This is a genomic window from Streptomyces axinellae, assembly GCF_039532135.1.
Lineage (GTDB): Bacteria > Actinomycetota > Actinomycetes > Streptomycetales > Streptomycetaceae > Streptomyces > Streptomyces axinellae.
The window spans coordinates 244,352-261,959 of record NZ_BAAARJ010000008.1; the positions used below are offsets into that span (position 1 = coordinate 244,352).

General features: G+C 72.0%; 12 protein-coding genes. 4 read left to right on the top strand and 8 right to left on the bottom strand.

The window, feature by feature from the left end:
- Nucleotides 1-93 precede the first annotated feature (93 nt).
- The 7 genes from ABD339_RS14580 to ABD339_RS14610 are packed head-to-tail and all read right to left on the bottom strand — an operon-like array spanning nucleotide 94 to nucleotide 8,363.
- Nucleotides 94-1,914: a non-ribosomal peptide synthetase gene (locus ABD339_RS14580; RefSeq protein WP_344566025.1), complete on the bottom strand. Its 1,821-nt coding sequence runs from the start codon at nucleotides 1,912-1,914 to the stop codon at nucleotides 94-96.
- Entirely contained in the window at nucleotides 1,911-2,864 is a 954-nt protein-coding gene (locus ABD339_RS14585; protein ID WP_344566027.1) for a fatty acid desaturase family protein, read from the bottom strand. Before ABD339_RS14585 ends, ABD339_RS14580 begins: the two co-directional genes overlap by 4 nt.
- Before the next feature lie 9 nt (nucleotides 2,865-2,873).
- Nucleotides 2,874-3,962 carry an amidinotransferase gene (locus tag ABD339_RS14590; RefSeq protein WP_344566029.1) on the bottom strand — a complete coding sequence of 363 codons (1,089 nt, stop codon included), beginning with the start codon at nucleotides 3,960-3,962 and terminating at the stop codon, nucleotides 2,874-2,876.
- Nucleotides 3,959-4,729: a thioesterase II family protein gene (locus tag ABD339_RS14595; RefSeq protein WP_344566030.1), complete on the bottom strand. Its 771-nt coding sequence runs from the start codon at nucleotides 4,727-4,729 to the stop codon at nucleotides 3,959-3,961. The genes ABD339_RS14590 and ABD339_RS14595 overlap by 4 nt, the downstream gene beginning before the upstream one ends.
- Entirely contained in the window at nucleotides 4,726-6,018 is a 1,293-nt protein-coding gene (locus ABD339_RS14600; RefSeq protein ID WP_344566031.1) for a cytochrome P450, read from the bottom strand. The genes ABD339_RS14595 and ABD339_RS14600 overlap by 4 nt, the downstream gene beginning before the upstream one ends.
- Nucleotides 6,015-7,736, bottom strand: a complete 1,722-nt coding sequence (locus ABD339_RS14605; protein WP_344566032.1) for a non-ribosomal peptide synthetase — start codon at nucleotides 7,734-7,736, stop codon at nucleotides 6,015-6,017. Before ABD339_RS14605 ends, ABD339_RS14600 begins: the two co-directional genes overlap by 4 nt.
- 42 nt (nucleotides 7,737-7,778) lie before the next feature.
- Nucleotides 7,779-8,363 (bottom strand): hypothetical protein, encoded by a 585-nt coding sequence (locus ABD339_RS14610; RefSeq protein ID WP_344566033.1) that lies wholly within the window; start codon nucleotides 8,361-8,363, stop codon nucleotides 7,779-7,781.
- 431 nt (nucleotides 8,364-8,794) lie between these two features.
- On the opposite strand from ABD339_RS14610, the gene ABD339_RS14615 reads away from it, so the two are divergent.
- From ABD339_RS14615 to ABD339_RS14625, 3 genes are read left to right on the top strand one after another with little or no spacing between them, the layout of a single operon-like run.
- On the top strand, nucleotides 8,795-9,946 hold the full coding sequence (locus tag ABD339_RS14615) for an NAD(P)/FAD-dependent oxidoreductase (protein ID WP_344566035.1): 1,152 nt from the start codon (nucleotides 8,795-8,797) through the stop codon (nucleotides 9,944-9,946).
- On the top strand, nucleotides 9,939-10,217 hold the full coding sequence (locus tag ABD339_RS14620; RefSeq protein ID WP_344566036.1) for a phosphopantetheine-binding protein: 279 nt from the start codon (nucleotides 9,939-9,941) through the stop codon (nucleotides 10,215-10,217). The genes ABD339_RS14615 and ABD339_RS14620 overlap by 8 nt, the downstream gene beginning before the upstream one ends.
- Nucleotides 10,214-10,441, top strand: a complete 228-nt coding sequence (locus tag ABD339_RS14625; RefSeq protein ID WP_344566037.1) for an MbtH family protein — start codon at nucleotides 10,214-10,216, stop codon at nucleotides 10,439-10,441. The genes ABD339_RS14620 and ABD339_RS14625 overlap by 4 nt, the downstream gene beginning before the upstream one ends.
- Before the next feature lie 60 nt (nucleotides 10,442-10,501).
- On the opposite strand, the gene ABD339_RS14630 is transcribed toward ABD339_RS14625, so the two are convergent.
- The gene (locus tag ABD339_RS14630; RefSeq protein ID WP_344566039.1) at nucleotides 10,502-11,359 is read right to left on the bottom strand and encodes a hypothetical protein; all 858 of its coding nucleotides are present in this window, start codon (nucleotides 11,357-11,359) and stop codon (nucleotides 10,502-10,504) included.
- A 282-nt stretch (nucleotides 11,360-11,641) separates the two neighbouring features.
- Here ABD339_RS14630 and ABD339_RS14635 point away from each other — a divergent pair, with 282 nt between their 5' ends.
- Nucleotides 11,642-17,599: an amino acid adenylation domain-containing protein gene (locus tag ABD339_RS14635; RefSeq protein WP_344566041.1), complete on the top strand. Its 5,958-nt coding sequence runs from the start codon at nucleotides 11,642-11,644 to the stop codon at nucleotides 17,597-17,599.
- The last annotated feature ends 9 nt before the right edge of the window (nucleotides 17,600-17,608 follow it).

Here is a 17,608-nt window from a genome sequence, read left to right on the forward strand (position 1 = left end):
GCCGGTACGGCCCGTACCCGTGGTCGTGCCAGGCCGCGCGGATGCCCCGCCAGGACGGCGGGGCATCCGCGCGTAGGGGGCCGGCCGCCGCTCTCAGCCATCGCCCAGTTCGGCGAGGAGTTTCTCGACCTCCTCGTCCGACATGGCCGCCACATGGCGATGCCGGGCCGTGACATCGGCCAGGTGTCCGGGGGCGGGCTCCAGCGCACGCACCTCCCCGGCCAGGGCGGCGATCGTGGCGGCGCCGAACGTGGTCTGAAGAGGCAGGTCCACGCCGAACAGGTCGTTCAGGCGGACGGTCAGCCGGCTTGCCAGGAGGGAGTGGCCGCCCAGGGCGTAGAAGTCGTCGTGGATGTGCGCCGGGCGGTCGGGCAGCTCCAGTACGTCGTACCAGGTGTCGGCGATCAGCTCCTCCAGCGCGTCCCTGGGGCCGACGACCGCCTCCGGCGGCAGCGGGTCGGGGAGGGCGTCGCGGTCGATCTTGCCGTTGACGGTCAGTGGTATGTCATCGAGTACGACGACGAGCGCGGGCACCATGTGCTCAGGCAGCCGGGCCGCGGCATGCCCCCGTACCGCCTCCGCCAGCCCTGGGCCCTCCCCGGGGCGCGGCACCACGTACCCGAGCAGGCGGCCGGACCGGGCGATGACCGCGGCCCGCGTCACCGCGGGGTGCTCCGAGAGCACCGCCGCTACCTCGGCGGGCTCGACGCGGAAGCCACGAACCTGCACCTGGTCGTCGGACCGGCCGTGGAAGCACAGGGCGCCCTCCGGCAGCCTGGCGGCCACGTCACCCGTGCGATAGACGCGGCTGCCCGGCGGACCCGACGGGTCGGGCAGGAACCGCTCGGCTGTCAGCCCGGGACGGTTCAGGTAGCCCCGGGCGAGCCCGGCCCCGCCGACGTACAGTTCGCCGCGTGCCCCGTCGGCGACCGGCCGCGCGTCCTCGTCGAGCAGCTGAACGCGCACCCCCGCGATCGGATGGCCGATGGGAGGCACGCCGGGTGCGCCTGGCGGTACCGTGGCCGCCGTGGTCACGACGCAGGCTTCGGTCGGTCCGTAGTGGTTGACCAGCGCATACGGCAGGCCGGGAGGCGGGGTGGTGGTGAGCGCGTCCCCTCCGGTCAGCAGGGTGCGCAGCCGCGGGGACGGGGTGGGCAGCCGTAGCACTTCCTGCGCCAGTGGAGTGGGCAGGAACGTCACGGTGATCCCTTCGGCCGTCAGCCACGCGAGCAGCCGCTCGGGCCGCGACCGGTCCTCCTCGCCCGGCAGGTGCAGCACGGCGCCCGAGGCGAGTGTGGGCCACACCTCCCACACCGAGGCGTCGAAGCCGAGTGCCGCGACGTGCGCGGTGTGCTCACCCGGCCCGAGCCCGTAGCGGCGCACGTGCCAGGCGACAAGGTTGGCCAGACCGGAGTGCGGGACCATGACGCCTTTGGGAGTCCCGGTCGAGCCCGATGTGTGGATGACGTAGGCCAGGTTGTCCGGCAGCACCGGCACGTCCGGTACGCGCACCGGCCGGGCCGCGACGGCCGCCGCTTCGCGGGTCAGGTCCAGGTGCGCCGCTGCGGCCGGGGCCGGCACCGCCCCCCGCCCCTGAGTGATCAGGACCGCCGGGGCCGCGTCCGCCACCACATGCTCGATCCGGGCGGACGGCTGGGCCGGGTCCACCGGGAGGTAGGCCCCGCCCGCCTTGAGCACGGCGAGCTGCGCGATGACCGACTCCGCGGACCGGCGCAGGTGGACGGCGACCCGCGACTCCGGCTCCACGCCGAGGCCGGTCAGCTGATGTGCGAGCTGATTGGCGCGCTCGTCCAGCTCCCGGTAGCTCAGCGTTCCGGAGGCGCTCACGATCGCGGGGGCGTCGGGCCGGGCAGCCGCGCACGCCGCGACCTGCTGGTGGACGGGGGCGGTCACCGGGTGCTCCCGGCCTCGCGGCGGTGCAGCAGCGGGCGGCGGCGGTGCAGGAAGCCCAGCATGGCGGGCACCGGACTGATGATCCGGGGCCGGGAGCCCACGCCGTCGAGGCGCCGTTCGCGCACGTCCGGCAGCTGCGACCAGTGGCTGGCCGGACTGAGGTGATGTTCCTGGTGGTAACCGTCGTTGAACGCGATGAGGTTGTAGAAGGTGCCGTAGTAACTGACCGAGTCGGCAAGCCGGTCCGAGGGGTCGGCACCGTAATGCCGGAAGTAGTTCTGGATGTTGACGAGGACCAGCGCGACGAAGAAGGCCGGCAGGTAGACCAGCAGCGTCCACTGCCAGGAGATCCATACGAGTCCGGCGAGTGCCAGGCAGTGCGCGGCACGGTCGGCCTGGACCTGACGGAGTTCGTGGGTGCGTCTCGGCTCCCGTTTGTGCGCGAGCGAGAGCAGTTTCCGTTCGCCCGGCCCGACCCGCCACAGCCGGCGCACCATCAGCACTTCCCGGACCCGGTCCGCGAGGGTGTCCAGCGCACCGAGGACGATGTAGCGCCCCAGCGGGGCGTGTTCACCGTCCCGGCCGTCGCGGTAGGTCGAGGACGTGTCACGGGTGGTGCCGTCCTCGCCGACCGGGTCGTTGTTGAAGCGATGGTGGTTGCGCACATGTGTCAGGTGGTACGCCTGCACGGACTGCCCGATGTTGGCGGAGTTCAGCAGCGACCCCACCGCGTTCAGCCGGGCGGACGCGAACCACGGGACGTGGGTGAACAGATGGGAGACCACGATGATGTTGTAAGCGGTCATCACCGCGACGAGTACCCCGCCGCCCACCCCGGCCCACGCCGGGGACGAGTCCCACCGTGTCGCCACCCAGACCGTCAGTGCCGGCTGCGCCAGGCTGTAGCCGAGCAGTAACGCGTCCTTGGGCGTGTGCTTCCAGATCCGCACGGTGACTCCTCAGATATACGAGCGCAGCGAACCGCGGCGGCGCACGTCGAGCGTCGCGCAGTGGAACGAGCCGCCGAAGCTGTTGAAGTTCCGGAAGTTGCACAGGACCGGGGTGAAGCCGAAGTTCTTGAGCGTCTGGATCATCGGCTCGTCCTGACGCTCCACGATCACCCGGTCCTCGTCCAGCATCAGGATGTTCATGTTGATCCACTTGCTGGTCATGTACAGCGGGTGGGCGTCGGGAATGACCGGCTGAGGGGCGGCCATGACGTCCCAGTCCTTGAAGAGGTCCGGCACCTTCGGCACCCGCTCCGGGTTGATGAGCAGCTTCCCCGGGGCCATCGGTACCAGGGTCGCGTCGATGTGCATGGGGTGCGTGTCGCTGAACTCGAACACGTGGACGCGGTATTCGTCACCGAGGTGGCGCCGCAGCCACTCGATGCCGAAATCATTGGTCACATTGCTCTTCTGCGCGATGATGTCGCGCCCGCACCGGGTGAAGTCCGCGGCGTCGAAGGTCGGCTCGAACTCGGTGACGACCAGGCGGGGGGAGCCGTCCGGGCCGGGGCCGTCGGTCCACTCCTGGTCGAACTGCTCGTCCGTCAGCTCGGGCCTCGGACCGGCGCTCCACCTGGCGCCGCCCCGGAAATACTCCTTGAGCAGCGGCCGGTAGGCCAGCGATTCGTAGTAGCGGGAGCGCCAGGCCATCGGGCACTCGATGATGTCGTCGCCGACCACCAGCAGCGCGTCGCGCGGCATCGCGGCGTACATGCCACTGCTGGACCAGTGCAGCGTGCTGTAGGTCGTGCGCTGCGCAATCGGCTCCGGCCGCCGCACGGCCACGCCCTCCGCTTCGAGGATGTGCGCGAACTCCTCCAGCTCCCGGCGCGCGGCCTCGACCCGCTCGGCCGGGAACGGCCGGCCCGCGTGGCGGCGGAACGTCGCGTGCATGTCCTGCGGCAGCACCGGGGGCAGCGCCTCGTGCCACGGCGGGAAGCTCGCGTCGTCGACGATCCCGACGATGACCTCCTCCAGGGGGTCCCACTCGGTGTACGAGCACACGGGCCCGGCCGGAACGGTGTCGTGGGGCTCGGTCATCGGATCTGCCTTTCGGTAGTGCGGGACAAACCTTCCGCCAGCTCCCACCGCAGCACCTCGGGCGCGGTGAGGAACGCGTGGTGGGTCCCGGGTAGTTCGACGTGCCGGAACTGTCCTGGTGCGGCGTAGGTGGCCCAGCCGGCCATCTGCCGCGGGCGGATCTCCACGTCGTACCGCCAGCCGATCGACCGCACGCCGCCGGGCAGGACGACCGGCTCGTCGAGGCGGTACAGCTGGTTGGCCGCGAGGTCGGCACGCATCACCCGCAGACTCATCGCCAGGACGTCCGGGTGCGGCTCGCCCCCCATGGCGCGGGTCTGGCGTGCGAGTTCCACGGTCAGCTGCCGGTCGGTCATCGACAGGTAGCGGCCGTACGGCCCCAGGTGCGGCGCGACCTGGGAGGAGATGAAGACACATGCCGGAGCGGGGAGCCGGCTCCCGGCGATCGCCGCCGCGGTGGCGAACGCGGCCAGCGCGCCCCCGCAGTGGCCGAAGAAGCCGTACGGGCGGTCCAGATAGGGCTCCAGACTGCCGAGGAGCTGTTCGGCCAGCTCCTCGTAGGTGCCGAAATGCGGTTCGCGCAGGCGGTTCTCCCGGCCGGGCGGTTGCAGCAGGCACACCTCGATGTCCGAGCCGCCGTCCGTGATCCGGTGGGGCCACCGGTTGAACATCGAGGCGCCGAGCCCGGAATAGGGGAAGCAGAACAGCCGGGCCGGGCAGTCGTCGCGCGGGGGCCGCAGGAAGGTCTTGTCGCGCGGGCGCCTCACACGATCACCGGCCCGTCCTCGGCCACCGCCGCCCCGATGGCGCGGGCCGCCTCCGGTGACAGTCGTGCGGTCAGCGGCAGGCTCTTGATGCCGGCCGCGAAGTTGGACGCCAGGTGCTCCACCGGGCCGGCGAGCGTGAACCGCTCCACGGCGGGGACGAGCACGCGGAACAGCGCGCCCAGCGCGATCCTCGCCAAAGGTGCGCCCACGCAGTAGTGCGGCCCGAAGCCGAAGGCCACATGCCGGTTGGGGCTGCGGGCGATGTCGAACCGGTACGGGTCGGCGAAGACCTCCTCGTCGCGGTTGGCCGAGCCCAGCCAGGCCACCACCGCGTCACCCTCCTGGATGGGCTGTCCGCGCAGCACCATGTCGCGGGTGGCGTGGCGCATGAAGTGGTTGGCCGGGGAGGACCAGCGCAGCCCCTCTTCGACGGCGGTGGAGGTCAGCGACAAGCCGGCCCGCCAGCGGTCCCACTCGCGGGGGTTCTCGATGAGCGCCAGGACGGTCGCGGCGACGGCGTGCGGTGTGGTCACGTTCGCGCCGAGCAGCAGGCTGTAACAGTTGTAGACGAGTTCGTCGTGACGCAGCGCGCGCCCGTCCGCCTCCATCCCGACCAGGAACCCCACCAGGTTGTCGCCCGGGTCGCGGCGGCGCCTGCGCACCTGGCCGGAGAAGTACGCGAACAACTCGTGGTGGGCCGCGGCCAGGGTGCCGTGCCCCTCGGAACGCCGGTAGCCGGCGTCCTGCGGGGCGATGGCTGCCGTGGTCAGCCGGGCCAACTGCTCCCAGTCCTCTTCCGGGAGGCCCATCAGCGTGCCGGTGAACGCCATCGGAAAGCGTGCACCCGCCTCGGCGATGTCCCACACCCCGCCGTCGAGCAGCGGTGCGAGCATGCGGTGCACCACGCGGCGCACCTGCGGGTTGTGCGGTTGCAGCGCGCGGTGGGAGAGCACCTTGGACATCGGCTTGCGCAGCGCGGTGTGCACCGGCGGATCGCTGGCGGCCATCATCTTGTTGCCCGCGGGGTCGGTGCCGCCCAGTACGGACAACAGCGTGCCCTTGCTGGAGGTGAACCTGGTGTGGTCCCGCAGTACGGCATCGACGTCGTGGTAGCGGGTGACCGACCAGAAGGAGCGCCCGTCCGGCAGCGTGCTGAGGTGGACGGGAGCGTGGCGGCGCATATGAGCCCAGACGGGGTGCGGGTCGCCGGTGGCGTAGAAGTCGTGGTCCGACAGATCGACCGCGCCCAGGTCGCACTCGGGGCCGTGGCACGCAGCGGTGATCCTCACTGGTTCTCCTCCCCGGCGGTGAGCATCCCGGCCAGTTCCGCGATGGTCGGGTGTTCGTAGAAGGCGACCGGGGCCACCGCGCGTCCGTAGCGCTCGTCGATCTCGACGGTGATCCGGGTGGCCATCAGCGAATGCCCGCCCAGCTCGAAGAAGTCGTCGTCCACGCCCACTTCGTCGATCTGCAACAGGTCGGCCCACAGTTCGGCGAGCCACCTCTCGTGCTCGCCGCCCGGGGCGCGGTAGTCGGTGCTCAGCTCCGGGCGGCCGGGCATGGTCGTCGCGGCGAGCCGGGCCCGGTCGACCTTGCCGCTGCCCTTCAGCGGCAGTTCGTCGAGGCGCAGGTAGACCGCGGGGATCATGTAGCGCGGCACGAGCGCGGCCAGGTGGGCGCGGAGTTCGGCCGTGGTGAGCGTGCGCTCGGTCACGTAGAAGGCGGCGAGGATCCGTTCGCCGTGCGACCGCTGGGCGACCACCGCGGCGTCGTCGATCTCCGGGTGGGTGCACAGGGCCGCTTCGATCTCGTTCGGCTCGACCCTGAAGCCGCGGACCTTGAGCTGCGCGTCGGTGCGGCCGAGGAATTCCAGTGCCCCGTCGGGACGGCGACGGGCCACATCGCCGGTGCGGTAGAGCCGCCCGCCGCCCGGAGCGGGGGTGAACGGGTCGGGGAGGAAGCGCGCCGCGGTCAGCGCCGGGTCGCACTGGTATCCGTGCGCGAGACCGGCCCCGCCCGTGTACAGCTCGCCGGCCCGGCCCTCGGGCACCGGCCGCAGCTGGTCGTCGAGCAGATGCACGGTGGTACCGGTGACCGGCACCCCGATGGGCACCCGGCCCTCGCCGACCGGCCCGGTGAGCACGTGGCAGGCCGTGAACGTGGTGTTCTCCGTGGGGCCGTACCCGTTGACCAGCCGGGTGTCCGGCAGTTCGCGCAGCGCTCGGTCCACGTGGGCGGTGGAGAGCACGTCGCCGCCGGCGATCAGGTGCCGGAGCCCGCGCATGCCCCGCAGCCGGTGAGCGGCCACCACCGAGTGGAACAGACCGGCGGTCAGCCACAGTGTGGTGACCCCCTCCCGGTGGACCAGTTCCTCGATGTCGGCCGAGGACAGGTCCTCCGGTGGCGCGACGACCAGGCGGGCGCCGTTGAGCAGCGGGCCCCACAGCTCCAGTGTGGAGGCGTCGAAGGCCATGGGCGCCAGGAGCAGGAAGACGTCGTCGGGCCGTATCGGCAGCAGCTCCTGTTCCAGTACGAGCCGCGCCACCGCCCGGTGCGGGACGCACACGCCTTTCGGGGTGCCGGTCGAGCCGGAGGTGTAGGCGACATACGCCGTGCTCTCGGGCACGGACTCCGGCAGCGGCGCCGTACCCGGGGCCTCGGCCGTGGCCGCCAGCAGCTCGGGTGTCACCACGAGCTGGACCCCCGCGTCCTTGAGCACCAGCGCGCGGCGCTCCTCGGGCTGCTGCGGGTCCAGGGCGAGGTAGCAGCCGCCCGCCTTGAGCACGGCCAGCAGCGTCACCACCAGGTGGACCGATCGCGGCAGGTCCACGGCGACGCGGGCCTCCGGTACCACGCCGAGCCCACGCAGCCGCCCGGCCAGGAGGCCGGCGCGCGCGTCCAGTTCGGCGTACGAGAGGGTGCCGTCGGGCGCGCTGACCGCCACGGCGTCGGGCCGGGCCGCCACTTGACGGGCGAACGCGGCGGTGATGGTGCTCGCGTGGTGCATGCAGTCCTCCTCTGGGTTCTCCTGCTTCGCCGGCCGGGCCGCTCAGCCGCTGTACCGCAGCCCGTCGGGGGCCGCCGTCCATACCGCGGCGGCGGTGGCGATCAGCTGACCGGACGGGGTGTGGACCGAACTGCCGACGCTCACCGTGCGGCCGTGCACGCCGAGCCGCTCGGCGACCACCACGTGGGGCGTGCCCGGCTCCACCCGGCCGGGGATGACGATCGAGAGCCTGCTGAGCACCAACGGGGCCGGACGCCCCTCGACCCAGCCACCGGGACAGTCGAGCACGCACCACAACATGTCCGGGTCGTCGGTGCGCGGGGTCCAGGGGGAGGCCACGGTGTGCGGCCGGCCGGGTACGGGCCCAGGAGCCAGATGCAGTCCGTCCGTGCGGTTGGGGCCACAGGCGAAGCAGTTCGGGAACGGGTGCCCGGTGCGGCCGGGGAAAGCACGGGTCGCGATCTGTGCGGTGGTGAGACCGACCGGAGGAATCGCCCCCGGCGACCGGTCCGCCGGGGAAACGGTGGCGACCAGAGTGTCACCCGCTCGGACGGAGACACGCTTGCCGACGGCCGCGACCGCCATCGGGGTCTCCAGCGGCGGTGCGGCGAGCAGCGTTACAGCCACCGGCGGCTCCAGACCGGAAGCGCGGGCGAAGACCGCGCACGCGTACCCACCGTGGGCTGAGTGCGGAGGACCGTTGAAGGCGCGACCGATGGTCACGCTCGCTGTTGCTCTTGCGCCTGCCACGAGAGGTCATGGTGTCCGGGGGCGTGCGCACCGAGGTGGCAGCCGCCGATGTCCCGGGCGGGCGATCGCCTCTGCTCAGGGCCGCTCCGGCAGGGGCGATACGGGAGTCCCACGGCGGAGGGCGCCGGGCCGCTCCCCGGGCGCGGAAGCACACCGGTTCCCGTACCGAACCCGATGGCGTCCCACCGGGCGGCCGTCTGGTCTCGGCCTCTGTCCCGCGGGGGCGGCACCCGGGACGGCCGAGAGGTGTCAGGCCACCCGGCGACGATGAGGACCGGCCTGTGCGGAGCGACGTGAGGGAGTCTGGAATGGACGTTCCATCCTCTGCCGAGGTGGTGATCATCGGTGGCGGGATCATGGGCACGAGCGTCGCGTTCCACCTCGCCGAGGCGGGCGTGCGCGATGTGGTCCTGGTCGAGCGGGACGAGCTGGGGTCCGGCTCCACGTGCAAAGCCGCCGGCGGGGTGCGCGCACAGTTCTCCGACGCGCTCAACATCCGGCTCAGCGCCCGCAGCCTGGCCGCCTACCGCCGCTTCGGCAGGCAGCCGGGGCAGAACATCGACCTGCACACCGCGGGCTACCTGTTCCTGCTCTCGCGTCCGGAGGACGTGGCGTCCTTCGAGGCGGGCGTCGCCCTCCAGAACGAACTGGGCGTGCCGAGCACGATGGTGGGACCGGACGAGGCCAAGCGCCTGTCTCCGCTGATCGAGACGGACGGACTGCTGGCCGCGGCGTTCTCGCCCGAAGACGGGTACTGCACACCGGAGTCGGCCGTTCTCGGGTACGCCGTCGGCGCCAGACGCCATGGCGCCACGCTCCTGACCGGTTGCGAGGTGCTCGGGATCGACACCCACGGTGGGGAGATCCGCGCCGTGCACACCACCGGGGGCCGGATCGGGACATCGACGGTCGTGTGCGCGGCGGGCGCCTGGTCGTCCGCGGTGGGGGAGATGGCGGGCGTGCGGCTGCCGGTCACCCCGTATCGCAGGCAACTGGCGTTCACCGAGCCGATCGCTCCGCACGTGCGGATGCCGATGACACTCGACTTCGCCTCGGCCTTCTACTTCCGCCGGGAGGGCAGGGGCCTGATGTTCGGCATGTCCGACCCGGACGAGCCGCCGGGCTTCCGGCTGAACCGCACGGACGAATGGCTCTCCAAGCTCGCGCAGAAGATGGCCACGCGGGTGCCCGGCCTGCTCGGCACCGGTATCACCGGCGGGTGGGCGGGCCTGTACGAAGTCACCCCGGACCACAACGCCCTGATCGGAGAATCCCCCGACGTCGGCCGCTTCCTCTACACCACCGGGTTCTCCGGGCACGGCTTCATGCAGGGGCCGGCGGCCGGAGAGATCGTGCGCGATCTGGTTGTGAACAGGGAGCCGTTCGTGGACATCAGCCCCCTGGACGCGCGGCGATTCGAGGGCGCAGCCCGGCTGCGGACGGAGAGCAACTATGTCTGACCAAGCAGGCCCCGACGAGATGACCGCTGCCCCCGCCGACGCCTCGGAGGTGATAGCCGGCTCCTGGCGTGCGGTGCTCGACGTGCCGGCGCTCACCGAGGACGACGACTTCTTCGAACTCGGCGGTGACTCGATCATGGTGACCCGGATCGTGTCCTACCTGCGGCGCGAACTGGGCGTCGAGGTGGACATGGTGCAGGTGTGGGAGACCCCGTTGTTCGGCGAATTCCGGGACGCGGTGAGAGCACAGATGGGAGAGGGAGCGACATGAGCACGGAGACCAGCACCGGCGACGAGAACGAGATCCGCTACAGCGTCGTGATCAACGATGAGGAGCAGTACTCGATCTGGCCTGCGCACCGGGAGACCCCGGCGGGCTGGCGGGAGACCGGATGTGCCGGGACCAAACAGGAGTGTCTGGACCACATCGACACGGTGTGGACGGACATGCGGCCCAGGAGCTTGCGCGAGCGGATGACCGCGAAGGAGGCGTAGAGGCCGGCCAGGCCCCGGCCGGCCTCCGCACGCGGTCCCGCGTCGGTATCGCGTCCCGGGTCAGGTCCACCAGAGGAGTTCGTCACCGGCCAGGCCGGTGAAGCAGGTCAGCAGGAGCCTGCCGTGCTCGGCCGCCGAGCCGCCGCCGAGCACGGCGTGCACCAGATTGCCGTTGATCACGCACAGGTCGCCCGTCGCCACCGGGACGGTCAGCGAGGGATGGTCCGTCAGCAGCTCAGGAGGGTACGGATACCCGCTGTGGCTGACGCCGAGACGCGCGCGGGTCCGGTCGTCGGGCGCGATGTTCCACAGCCGCAGCTGTCCGCGCCCACCGGGGACGTGCGGGTAGACGTTGACCGCCATCACCCGCCGGATGCGCTGGATCTCGAAGCCCGCCTGCATGGGGTCGCCGAGCTGTGCGAGATCGTCGTGGGGCAGCAGCAGGAACTCACGGGAGTCGTTGTTCCAGCACACCGCCTTGGACGAGCCGGCTTTCCGGCCGTCGTGTCCGGCGGGGCGCACCACGCCGATCCGCTCCGCCAGCGAACTCCGCAGCCGCGCGATCGGATCGGTCGCGCCGGCGTACAGCGCACCCACAGCGTCCCGCGTGGTCTCCGCGACGTCCAAGTAGTCCCGGGTGGACAGGTCGATGTGCGACGCGCCGAGGATGTAAGCCTCGACGCCGTCGGCGCCCTCCCCGTGACGAGGGGTGCGGTGCGGGGAATCCCAGAAGTTCTGTGTGAGGGTGGCGCACTCGGCCGCGGGCACGAAGTGCCGTACCCGGTAGGCGGCCAGTCTGCCGTTCAGGACATCCAGTACCCGCTCGATGTCGGGTATGCCCTCGCTCTGGTGCAGCTGGAAACGGTCGGCGGGCAGGACCTCGCCAGTGATCGACGCTGAGGTGACTTCGGTCGTCATACTTCCTCCGGCTGGGCTTCACGCCCATGCTGGAGGGCACACCTGCCGGGAAGACGACACGGGCCCGGCGCCATGTCCGGGCGAACTCGCAGGTGGGCCGCATGCCGCTGCGGCGGCCGCGAGTCGACTACGGAATCTCCGCGCGCCGTCCGGCCCGGCAGCGCTGCTCCGTAGCGTGCCCATAGGCCGGCCCGGCGGCCCGGGCCGAACAGGAGAATTCCACCTGGCGGCGCGTCAACCGGGTGCCCCCCGGGCGCCGCACGGCTCCACGACGATGCACACATGACGGCAGGAAATCAATCGGCGGCGCGCCGCCGGGAACTCCTCGGTCTGCTCCTGCGTCGCGACGGCCTCGCGCGGGACACGATCGGGCGGGCCTCCCGCGATCAACCGCTCCCCCTCTCCTTCGCCCAGCAGCGGCTGTGGGTGCTGGACCGGCTGATCGGGGAGAGCCCCGTCTACACCGCCCCGTTGGCCTACCGGATACGCGGACCGCTCGCTGTGCCCGCGCTGCGGGCCGCGTTCACCGAAGTGGTCACGCGGCACGAGGCGCTACGCACCAGGTTCACCGCGCACGGCACCGAACCCGTGCAGGTGATCGACGAACCGGCACCCGTCCCGGTCGCCCTGGTCGATCTGACCGGGCACCCCGAGGCCGAGGCGGAGGCGCGGGGACTGGCCCGCGAGGAGGCGGCGCGGCCCTTCGACCTCGAACGCGGACCGCTGCTGCGCGTGACCCTGCTCGTCATGGCCCCGGACGACCACGTGCTGCTGCTGAGCATCCATCACATCGCCGTGGACAGCTGGTCCCTGGACATCCTCTTCCGCGAACTTCGCACCGTGTACGAGGCCCACCTCACGGGGCGTCCCTGGGACCTCCCCGAACTCCGGGTGCAGTACGCCGACTTCGCCGCGTGGCAGCGCTCCGCGGCCACCCGCGAGCGCTTCGCGGCGGACCTGGAGCACTGGGTCGCGACCATGCGCGGCGCGCCGCAGATCGTCACCCTGCCGCGGGACCGGCCCCGCCCGGTCGTGCCCACGTACAAGGGCGCGGAGCACCTGTTCACGGTGCCCGGCGAGGCCACCGCGGCGCTGCGGGAGGTGGCGGCGGCGGAGCAGGCCACGCTGTTCATGGTGCTGCTCGCGGTGCTGGACGCGCTCCTGGCCCGCTACACCGGGGAGGACGACGTGGTCGTCGGCTCGCCGGTGGCCGGGCGCGACCTCGCCGAGCTGGAGCCCTTGATCGGGTTCTTCATCAACAGCGTCAACCTCCGCACCGACCTGTCGGGCGACCCCACCTTCCGCGAACTGATCGGCCGGGTCCGGCGTACGGCGCTGGACGCCTTCGACCACCAGAGGCTGCCGTTCGACGCTCTGGTCGAACGACTACAGCCGGTGCGTCAGCTCAGTGTCCACCCGCTGCATCAGATCAGCTTCCAGGTCACCGAGCGGAACGGCCAGTCGGCGGACCTGCTGCTGGCCCAGGTCGAGGGTGGCGTGGGCGAGGTCGCGCCGACCCTGCCGGACGTCGAGGTGACGGCGTTCCCCACCGGCACCGGCACCAACCACTTCGACCTCGCCATGGGGCTGGCCGAAGGGCCGGACGGGCTGGTGGCGCGGCTGGAGTACTCGGCCGACCTCTACGACGCGGAAACCATCGAGCGCTTCGGGGACAGCTTCCGCACCTTCATCCAGGCCGCGGTCGCCGCACCCGACACCCCGGTCTCCGAACTGCCGCTGCTCAGCGGGCGGGAGCGGATACGGGTGCTGGAAGAGTGGAACGACACCGCGCGGCCCGACGCCGACCAGTCCTGCCTGCACGACCTGATCGCCGGACAGGCCCGCCGCAGGCCGGCACAGATCGCCGTGCGCGACGCGGACCGTGAGCTGACGTACGGCCGGCTCGATGCCCGCGCCAACGCCCTGGCGCACCGGTTGCGCGAACTCGGTGCCGGGCCCGAACGCATCGTCGCGGTCTGTGCCGAACGGTCCGTGGAGGCCGTAGTCGCCCTCGTGGGGGTGATGAAGGCCGGCTCCGTCGTCGTCGTTCTCGACCCGGAGCAGCCCGAGTCGCGGCTGCGTCATCTGCTGGCCGACACCGGGGCCCTGGCCGTGGTCACCCAGCGCGCGGGACATTCCGGCCTGCCGCGCGACGTCGTCCCCGTCGTCGAGCTGGATCCGGAACTGACAGTGCTGGCGGACCTTCCCACCACCGCACCGGTCACCGGCGTGACCCCCGACAACATCGCGCACGCCGTCTACACCTCCGGCTCCACGGGTGAGCCCAAGTGCGTTCTCACCCCGCACCGGGGCGCGGCGAACCTCATCGCGTGCGACACCGCCGAGTACGGCCTCGGCCCCGGCGACCGGCTGCTCCAGAAGGCGCCCTTCACCTTCGACGCTTCCATGTGGGAGGTGATCTGGCCGCTGACCGCGGGCGCCACCGTCGTCGTCGCCCGTCCCGGCGGCCAGCGCGACCCGGACTACCTGGCCAGGCTCGTCCAGGACGAGCAGGTGACGCTGATCCACTTCGTGCCCGTGATGCTGCGGGAGTTCCTGGGCACGCCCCGGGTCGCGCAGTGCACCTCGTTGCGGCAGGTGCACTGTGGCGGCGAGGCGATAACGCCGGGCCTGGTGGACCGGTTCCACGAGGTGCTGCCATGGGCGGAGCTGCACAACCAGTACGGCCCGGCCGAGGTGTCGGGGCAGACGAACTTCTGGCGGCTGGAGCCGGGAATCACCCGCGTCCCGCTCGGCCGCGCGGCGTGGAACACGCGCACATACGTCCTCGACCGGCACGGCGCCCCGGTGCCGCAGGGCGTGACCGGCGAGTTGTATCTGGCGGGCACGGGGGTGGCCCGTGGCTACCACGGCAAGCCCGGACCGACCGCCGAGCGGTTCCTGCCCGACCCGTTCGGCCGGCCCGGCAGCCGGATGTACCGCACCGGCGACCTGGTGCGCTGGATCGGCGACGGCAACCTGGAGTTCGTCGGCCGCGCCGACCACCAGGTGAAGATCCGCGGCTTCCGGATCGAACCCGGGGAGGTGGAGGGGCACCTCACAGCCCACCCCGAGGTGCGCGAGGCGGTCGTCGTCGCCCGTAGCGGCCCCTCCGGGGACAAACGGCTCGTGGCCTATGTCGTGGCCGCGGAGGAGTCCGTGACCGCCCGGCTGCGCGCGCACCTGAGCGAACGAGTGCCCGAGTACATGGTGCCCAGCATGATCGTGCGGCTCGACGCGCTGCCGCTCAACCGCAACGGCAAGGTGGACCAGCGGGCGCTGCCCGAGCCCGCCGTCACCGCGCGGGACGCGCTGGTGCGGCCACGCACCCGGGAGGAGCGGCTGTTCGCCGACATCTGGTGCGCTGTGCTCGGGCTCACCGAGGTCGGCGCCGACGAGAACTTCTTCGCCCTCGGCGGAGACTCGCTGCGGGCCATCGAAGTGGCCACGCGCGCCGGCGAGGCGGGCTACCGGATCACGCCCAACCAGCTGTTCCAGCACCAGATCCTGGCCGACCTGGCCGCCGAGGCGAACTTGTCCGAGGCCGGGCCCGCACCGGTCGCGGAGCAGGAGGAGATCACCGGCCGCAGCCCGCTGACACCGATCCAGCGCGCCTTCTTCGCGGACGGCGACCCGGAGCGCGACCACCTCACCCAGTACACGGTGCTCGAACTGGCGCCGGACCTTGAGCCGGACACCGTCGATATCGCGCTCGACACACTTGTCGCGCACCACGACCAGCTACGTGCCGCGTTCACCCGGAATTCCGGCGGCTGGGTGCAGGAGATCCGCCCGCACAAGCCCTGCCGCCGCATCGAGCACCTGGCGCCGGACGCCGGAGTCGAGGCTGCCTTGCGCCACGCGGTCGAGGGCTTCGCCCTCGGTGACGGCGTGGTCCTGCGCGCCGCGCTGACGGGCCGGACCCTGGTGCTGGCCGTGCACCATCTGTGCGTGGACGTGGTGTCCTGGCGGGTGCTGCTGGAGGACCTCGGCACCCTTTGCCAGGGCGGTGACCTGCCTGCGAAGACCACATCCTTCCGGACATGGGCGAACCGGCTGCACGAGCGGGCCTGCGGCCCGGAGCTCACGCGGGAGGCGGAGAGGTGGCGGGCGCTCCTGCCCGGGGTGTCGCGACCGCTCCCGCGCGATCGCGGCGAGCCGGGGGCCGGGGGGACGCGCGAGGCCATGGCGATCGTCGAGGCCGCGCTCTCCGAGGAGGACACCCGCGCCCTGCTCACCGAGGTGCCCGCCGCCTTCCGGGCCGAGGCGAAGGACACCGTACTGGCGGCACTCGCGATGGCGCTGCGCCGCTGGACCGGCTCGCCGGACGTGCTCGTGGACGTGGAGGGTCACGGCAGGGAACCGCTGTTCCCCGATGCCGATCTGACGCGCACCGTCGGCTGGTTCACCTCCGTGCATCCGGTCGCCGTACGGGTCGCCGACCCCGACGACGTGGTGGGCTGCCTGGCCGCGGTGCGGGAGACGGTCGCGGCGGTACCCGGCCGGGGCATCGGCTACGGCCTGCTCTCCCACCCGGGCGCCGGGGGTCCTCCGGCCGGGCTCGCCCGCGCCGAGGTACAGCTGAACTACCTGGGCCGTACGGACGACACCACCTGCGCGCACGGCCGGTTCACCCCCGTCGGCGACCCAGTGCGCGCCCTCGGCGCGGGCAGCCGGCCCCGCCCCTACCCGGTCGAGGTCGTCGCGCGGGTGGCCGATGGCCGGTTGCGGGTCGCGGTGTCCTACGACACCGGGGCGTTCGAGGCGACGAGCATGGAGGCGGTCGCCGCCGGAGTCGTCACGGCCCTCTCGGAGATCGCCGAGGCCGCCACCCGTCCGGACACCGGCTTCCGCATCGGCGCGGACTTTCCCCTCGCCGGACTGTCCACCGCCGAACTGGCGCGCCAGTTGGGCCCGTGCCGGGGCGTCGAGGACATCTGCCCGCTCTCCCCGGTGCAGGAGGGCATCCTCTTCCACACGCTGCAGGCCGATGACGCCCGGCTCTACACCACCCGCCTCTCCTGGCAGGCGGGCGATCTGGACCCGGACGCTTTCGCCCAGGCGTGGCAAGAAGCGGCGAGCCGGGTGCCGGTGCTGCGGACCCGGGTCATGTGGCGGCTGGTGGACCGGCCGCTCCAGGTGGTCCTCGACCGGGTGCGGTTCCCGGTCGCCCGGCTGGACTGGTCCGCGCGACCGGCAGCGGAACGGGACCGGGCGCTCGATGAACTCCTCACGTCCGGCCGGGGGTTCGACCTGGAACAGGGCCCCCTGGTCCGGGTCACCCTGATCGACGAGGGCGCCGACGGGTGGCGCGTGCTGATGGAGGCCCACCACCTGGTGATCGACGGGTGGAGCAGTGCGATCCTCGTCGATGACGTGCTGGCGCTGTACCGTGCCATCCGCGACGACGCTCCGGCGCGACGCCCGGCCCGCAGGCCGTTCCGTGACCATCTCGCCTGGCTGGCCGCCCGGGACCGCGCACCGGACCAGGAGTTCTGGACCCGTTACCTGGCCGGATTCACCCGGCCCACTCCGCTGCCGCCGGGCCGGGAGACCGGCCGGCCCGGTGAGCACGAGCTGCATGACGTCGGACTGCCGGAGGGGCTCGGGGAACGGCTGGACGCCTTCGTCCGAGCCGCTCGGCTCACCCGCAACACCGTCTTCCAGGCCGCCTGGGGGCTGGTGCTCGCCTGCCACGCCCGCACGGACGACGTGGTCTTCGGCGCCACCGTCTCCGGCCGCTCGGGACTGGCCGGTATCGAGCAGATGATCGGCATGTTCATCAACACGCTGCCCCTGCGTGTACGCATCGGATCCGCCTCTGCGCTGGACAGCTGGCTCCGCGACATCCAGGAAGCGCGTGGCCGCATGCCCTCGGAGCACACCCCGCTGACGACCGTCGCGCGCTGTGCCGAAGTCAGCAGGCGTACACCGCTGTTCAGCACGGTCGTGGTGTTCGAGAACTATCCGGTCGCGGACGAGGTCCGGGCGGCCTTGCGCGGCGGCGGACGGCCCGGAGCGCTGCGGGTCGCCGACTCCAACAACTACCCGCTGACGCTGATCGTCGAGGACGGTCCCCAGCCCGCGGTGCGGCTGATGTTCGACAACGGCCGGTTCGACAGCGGCCAGGTGGACCGCGTCGGGCGTGGCCTGGCCGCCGCGCTGACCGCGATCACCGACCCGGCGTGCACCTCACTCGCCGACGTCATGACCCACATCGACGCCACCCGCGCGTCCTGACCGCCCGGA